We start from the raw sequence: 5,168 nt of genomic DNA on the forward strand, positions 1-5,168 counted from the left end.
CAGTGTGTGGTGGCCGAAGGCCCGCTGCCCACGGCACCCGCCAACTTCAGCTGGGGCCCTGCGGCTGCCAATGTCAACGTCACGGTGCCTGCCAACAGCGACATTGCCGCGACGATGGCCAGCACCCTGGTGCGCCAGCAAGCGGGTATTGAAGTGACCAAGACCCTGGCGCTGCCCAGCGGCGTGACGGGCCCCTTCAGCTTTGGCTTTACCGCCACCTGCGACCTGCCTAGCGCTGGCTCGGTCTACACCGCGACCTTGGCCGACTACCCGACCAACACCAAGGTGACGATCGCCAATGTGCCAGCCGGTGCCAACTGCGCGGTGACGGAAGACCAGCCGCTGCCAACGGCGCCTGCCAACTACGAGTGGGCGGCTCCCTCGGTGCCCGCACCCGTCGTGGTGCCCAGCACCGGCGCGGTGGCAGTCGGTGTGACCAATGCACTCACCGGGCAGACCGGCGAGATCCTGGTGAACCTGAACACCACCCTCCCCGATGGCGTGACCGGTCCCTTCAGCTTTGTCGTGACCGCCACCTGCAACCTGCCCACGGCAGGAACCACCCACAGCGTGACCATCGTGTCGCCACCGGCCAGCGCAACCGGCACCATCACCGGTGCCCAAGCCGGCGCGGAGTGCACGATTGCGCAAACCTTGCCTGACGCACCGGCTGGCTACCGCTGGGATGCGCCAACGGTGGAAGGCGGCCCGGTGACCATCGCCGCCAACAGCAATGTGCCGGTGACGGTGAGCAACAGCCTGGTCAAGGCACAAACGGGCACGCCAACGCCCGTGCCGGTGGACAGCCGCGTAGCCCTGCTGCTGCTGGCGCTGCTGCTGGCCGCCGGCGCCAGCCTGCAACTGCGCAAGCGCTAAACCCGCCATCCAGCAGCGCGGGCCACTCCGCACTGCTGGCCGGGTGACTACAAACAGCAAAACCGGGGCTTGATGCCCCGGTTTTTTTACGCCTGTTGGTTGGCTGCCCTTGTGCGCCAAGGCCCGCTTGTTGCGCAAGCGCGCTGCCGCTGCGAGCGCCCCAGCGGCTTTGACGACCGCTGGCGCTAATTCAGCAGCCCGGGAAGAAAATCGCTGGCCCGGCGAAACCGGAAACGTTGGTACGCCCGCAGCCGGTAAGTGTGCACGGTCGCGGGGCTGATGGACAGCGCCTCGCCAATGTCCTGGGCGCTGTCGCCCAACAAGGAGCGCGCAATGACCAGGCGCTCGCGTGTGGTCAGGGACGGAAAGCTGCGCTCCAGGCGCGCCAGCAGCACCGCCTGGGCATCGGCTTGCGGCCGCGTGAGGGCAGCCGATGCGCGGACCCGGGCATGCAAGGCCACCATCGCCAGCTGCCCCAGGGCGGCCAGCTGCGGGCTGGGGCTGGCGGACTGCACATGCAGGCCCCGGTAAAAGCTCAGGATCAGCAGGCGCTGCGATGCATCACCCCAGGTGAAGCTGAGCTTGTCGACAAAGCCCGGTTGCTCAAAACACAGTTCGCGGTACTCGCCCGAGGGCAGGTGGCAGGCCCGCACCTGCTGAGAGAACGCCCCGCTGCGCTTGCCCCGCAAGGACTGGGCCTGCAGCACCGGGTCCATCGCATGGAAGCGCCGGGCGTAGGCGCCTGTCCGCTCGGCAATGCCCCGGCGCTCGCCTGCGGCCAGCACCTCATGCACGCCGCCCGCTGCATCGACCTGGTAGGCGAAGATTTCCTCCACCTGGTCAAGGCCGCGCGAGGCGCCGAGCAGCGTTTGCGCAAAATCGGGCGACAGCGCCGCATCGAGCAGCGACTGCCCCATCGAGGGATCGAACATCAACGCTTGCATGGTGGCGACTCCTTGCTGCGGCCTGGGCAGCCTTCTTGGTTGTTGTGGGTGGCATCGTGGCGCAACGCGGGCCATCGCGGGGCACTGCCCCGCTGGCACCCGCTACTGCTTGAGATCGACGCCCATGCGCTCCCGCGTGGTGCTGACGGCAACCAGCGACAGCAGGGCCAGCCCCATGATATAGATGCCAATGTAGGTGGACTGGCCATAGCTGGTGATGAGCCACTGCGCAATGGATGCGGCAAAGGCCCCGCCCAGGATGGTGCCCAGTGCATAGCCCACCGACACGCCCGAGTAGCGCACATGGGCCGGGAACATCTCTGCATAGAGCGCGGCCTGCGGGCCATAGGTGAGGCCCAGCGGAATGCTCAGCAGCGCCAGCGCCACAAAGAACAGGCCCAGGCTGCCCGAATCGACCAGCCACCACATCGGCACCGCCCACAGGGCCAGCAGCACATAGCCGATCTGGAAGGTGCGCACCCGCCCCCAGCGGTCGCCCAGGATGCCGCCCACCAGCGTGAACACCAGCCAGCTCAGCGAGGCGGCCATGGTCACCATCAGCAGTGGCGTGGCCGACAGGCCCAGCTTGTTGCGGCCATAGGCCACAAAGAACGCAATGAGCAAGTAGCCGGCGGCGTTGTTGCCGACAAAGATCAGCGCGGTGCGCAGCACGGTGCCGCCGTGGTGGCGGAACAGGCTGCGCAGCGGGGTGGATGACGCCGCCTTGCGGGCATGCATCTGCTCAAAGATCGGCGACTCGCCCACGCTGCGGCGAATCAAGGTGCCGACCCCGATCAGCACAATCGACAGCAGGAACGGAATGCGCCAGCCCCAGGCCATGAACTGCGCGTTGGACATGGACGAGGTCAGGATGCTGAGCACCAGGGTGGCCAGCAGCAGGCCAATGGGCACCCCGATCTGCGGAAAGGAGCCGAAAAAGCTGCGCCGGTGGCGCGGGGCGTGTTCCACCGCCATCAGCGCCGCACCACCCCATTCACCGCCGGCAGAAAAGCCCTGCACCACGCGCAGCACAACCAGCAAGATGGGCGCCCATACCCCAATCTGGGCATAGGTGGGCAGCAGGCCGATGAGCATCGTCGCGCCCCCCATCAGCACCAGGGTCATCACCAGCACGGCCTTGCGGCCCAGCCGGTCTCCCAGCGAGCCGCAGACGACCGCACCCAGCGGCCGGAACAAGAACGAGATGCCGATGGTGGCAAAGGAAATGATCTGCGCCATGGCCGGGTTGTGCTGGGCCAAAGGCCCAAAGAACAAGGTGCCCAGCACCAGGCCGGCCATCTGTGCGTAGATGAAGTAGTCATACCATTCGATGGCCGTGCCGACCAAGGTGGCGGTGAGCACCCGGCGTTCATCCGGGGTGGTGCTGCCTGCCTGCGACGCGGGCAGGCTGCTGATCGATGAATTCCCCATGTGCTTGTCTCCTTTTATAAAGTGGGTCTATGCCCTATTTGCTGGCTGGCGCTGGCGTGGTGGCTTGCGAACAGGCCACCGGGCCACCGAGCCACCGAGCCAAACGAAGGCCCCGGGGCGCGGTCAATCCGCCGCTTCGACCGCAGCCGAGCTGGCCAGTGCGATGGCGCTGAGCACCACGCTGCTATCGCCAATATGGTTGGCCAGCAGCAAGATCAGCCTGGCGCTGGCCTGCAGGCTTTGGGCCTCGTCCAGGCCCTCGTGCATCTGCAACAGTTGCTGGTAAATATCATCGACGCGCTCCAGGTTGGGGTGGCGGATCAGGCGGGTCATGGCCGTGCTCCTGTGGCAGAGGTGAATCGGGTGGGCAGCGGGGCGGCACCAGTGCTGGCGCTGGTGCTGGCGCAAGCGGTATCCAGCGCCGCTTGCAAGACGCTGGCCGCGACCGGTGCCTGAAAGCGCGCGGCCACATACTGGTCCGGGCGGATCAGGTAGCCGCAGCCCGGCGCCAGCGCGTAGCGCGCCTGCAGCAGGGCCGTGTCGCCCAGCGCGGCAATATCGAGCAGCGCCACGCCTGTGGGTACGGCCTCGTGCCACTGGTGGGCCAGCAGCACAAAGCGCCCGCCCAGGCGCGACAGCAGCCAATGGCCGGCCAGCGGCGCATCCACCGCTGGCGAGCCGGGGCACAGGCCGCCCTCCCAGGGCTGGTCATCGGCGGGGTTGAGGGGGCTGTGCGGGCAGTGGATGGCGGGGGAGAGCCTGCCTGAATTGACAAAGGGCCGGGCCCAGGCTTCGCGCGCTGCCAGCTCCAGCACCGCATCGCGCAAGGCCCGGCTCGCGGTGCTCTTGGGCGTGAGGAAGTCGGTGGAGCGGCTCGAATGCAGAATGTTCTCATCGGCCATCGCAATGGCCTCGTCGTTGTAGCTCTCCAGCAGCGCCTGCCCTGAGGCCCCGCGCAGCACCCGGTCGAGCTTCCAGCCCAGGTTGTCGACATCGGCCAGGCCGCCATTGCAGCCGCGCGCGCCAAAGGGCGATACCAGGTGGGCACTGTCGCCGGCAAACAGCACGCGGCCATGGACAAAACGCGCCATGCGCCGGCACTGGAAGGTGTAGACGCTGTACCACTCTTTGCTGAACGGCACCCCGGGCCCCAGCATCGCGCGCACATAGCGCTCCACGTTCTCGGGCTGGACGCAGGCCTCGCGGTCAATGCCCCAGCCGAGCTGAAAATCCAGCCGCCACAGCCCATCGGGCTGGCGGTGCATCAGCGCCGACTGGCCCGGGTTGAACGGTGGGTCAAACCAGAACCAGCGCTCGGCAGGGCGCTCCTCGGGCATGCGGATGTCGGCGATGAGAAAGTTCTCCTCAAACACCCGGCCGTTGAAGTCCAGCCCCATCAGGCCGCGCAGCGTCGACTTGCTGCCGTCGCAGGCGATGAGCCAGTCGGCCTCCTGGGTGTAATGCTGCGCGCCTGCCTGCACGCCCAGCCGCACATGGTCTTCCAGGATCTGCAGAGACTCGATCTGCTGGCCCAGGCGCAGCTGCACATTGGGCAGTGCGCGCAGCGCATCGAGCAAGGCCTCTTCGACGTAGTACTGCTGGATATTGATAAAGCCCGGGTACTGCTGGTCCTTGATGGGCAGCATGTCGAACTGGTAGATGGGCTCGGCGCGCGCGCCCCAAAACACCTTGCCCACATTCCAGGTCACGCCCTTGTCCAGCAGTGGCTGGCCCAGTCCCAGGCGCTCGAAGATATCGAGCGAGCGCTTGGAAAAGCAGATCGCCTTGGAGCCCCCCGGCACAAAGTCCAGCCGGCTGATGACCACGACCGCATGGCCGCGCTGGGCCAGGTCCAGCGCCATGGCCAGCCCCACGGGCCCGGCACCGGCGATGACCACGCTGGCGCGCGGCGGCTGG

At 67.2% G+C, this 5,168-nt stretch carries 5 protein-coding genes; 1 reads left to right on the forward strand and 4 read right to left on the reverse strand.

Annotation, left to right across the window (positions count from 1 at the left end; translation table 11 throughout):
- A partial coding sequence (locus H928_RS31980; RefSeq protein ID WP_021024814.1) for a DUF5979 domain-containing protein occupies positions 1-876 on the forward strand: 876 nt, incomplete at its 5' end.
- 185 nt (positions 877-1,061) lie between these two features.
- Here the strand turns inward: H928_RS31980 and H928_RS0101025 are convergent.
- The 4 genes from H928_RS0101025 to H928_RS25625 form a co-directional block, all read right to left on the reverse strand.
- On the reverse strand, positions 1,062-1,820 hold the full coding sequence (locus tag H928_RS0101025) for a LuxR C-terminal-related transcriptional regulator (RefSeq protein ID WP_021024816.1): 759 nt from the start codon (positions 1,818-1,820) through the stop codon (positions 1,062-1,064).
- A gap of 102 nt (positions 1,821-1,922) precedes the next feature.
- The gene (locus H928_RS0101030) at positions 1,923-3,251 is read right to left on the reverse strand and encodes an MFS transporter (RefSeq protein WP_021024817.1); all 1,329 of its coding nucleotides are present in this window, start codon (positions 3,249-3,251) and stop codon (positions 1,923-1,925) included.
- A gap of 123 nt (positions 3,252-3,374) precedes the next feature.
- Positions 3,375-3,584, reverse strand: a complete 210-nt coding sequence (locus tag H928_RS0101035) for a DUF2783 domain-containing protein (RefSeq protein WP_021024818.1) — start codon at positions 3,582-3,584, stop codon at positions 3,375-3,377.
- A partial coding sequence (locus tag H928_RS25625; RefSeq protein WP_021024819.1) for an FAD-dependent oxidoreductase occupies positions 3,581-5,168 on the reverse strand: 1,588 nt, incomplete at its 5' end. The genes H928_RS0101035 and H928_RS25625, both read right to left, overlap by 4 nt.

It is taken from the genome of Comamonas sp. B-9 (assembly GCF_000410635.1).
Lineage (GTDB): Bacteria > Pseudomonadota > Gammaproteobacteria > Burkholderiales > Burkholderiaceae_C > Comamonas.

Bases quoted from the DNA above. Each gene is read 5' to 3' on its own strand.
- H928_RS0101025 (WP_021024816.1), bottom strand. From the start codon at position 1,820: ATGCAAGCGTTGATGTTCGATCCCTCGATGGGGCAGTCGCTGCTCGAT.
- H928_RS0101030 (WP_021024817.1), bottom strand. From the start codon at position 3,251: ATGGGGAATTCATCGATCAGCAGCCTGCCCGCGTCGCAGGCAGGCAGC.
- H928_RS0101035 (WP_021024818.1), bottom strand. From the start codon at position 3,584: ATGACCCGCCTGATCCGCCACCCCAACCTGGAGCGCGTCGATGATATT.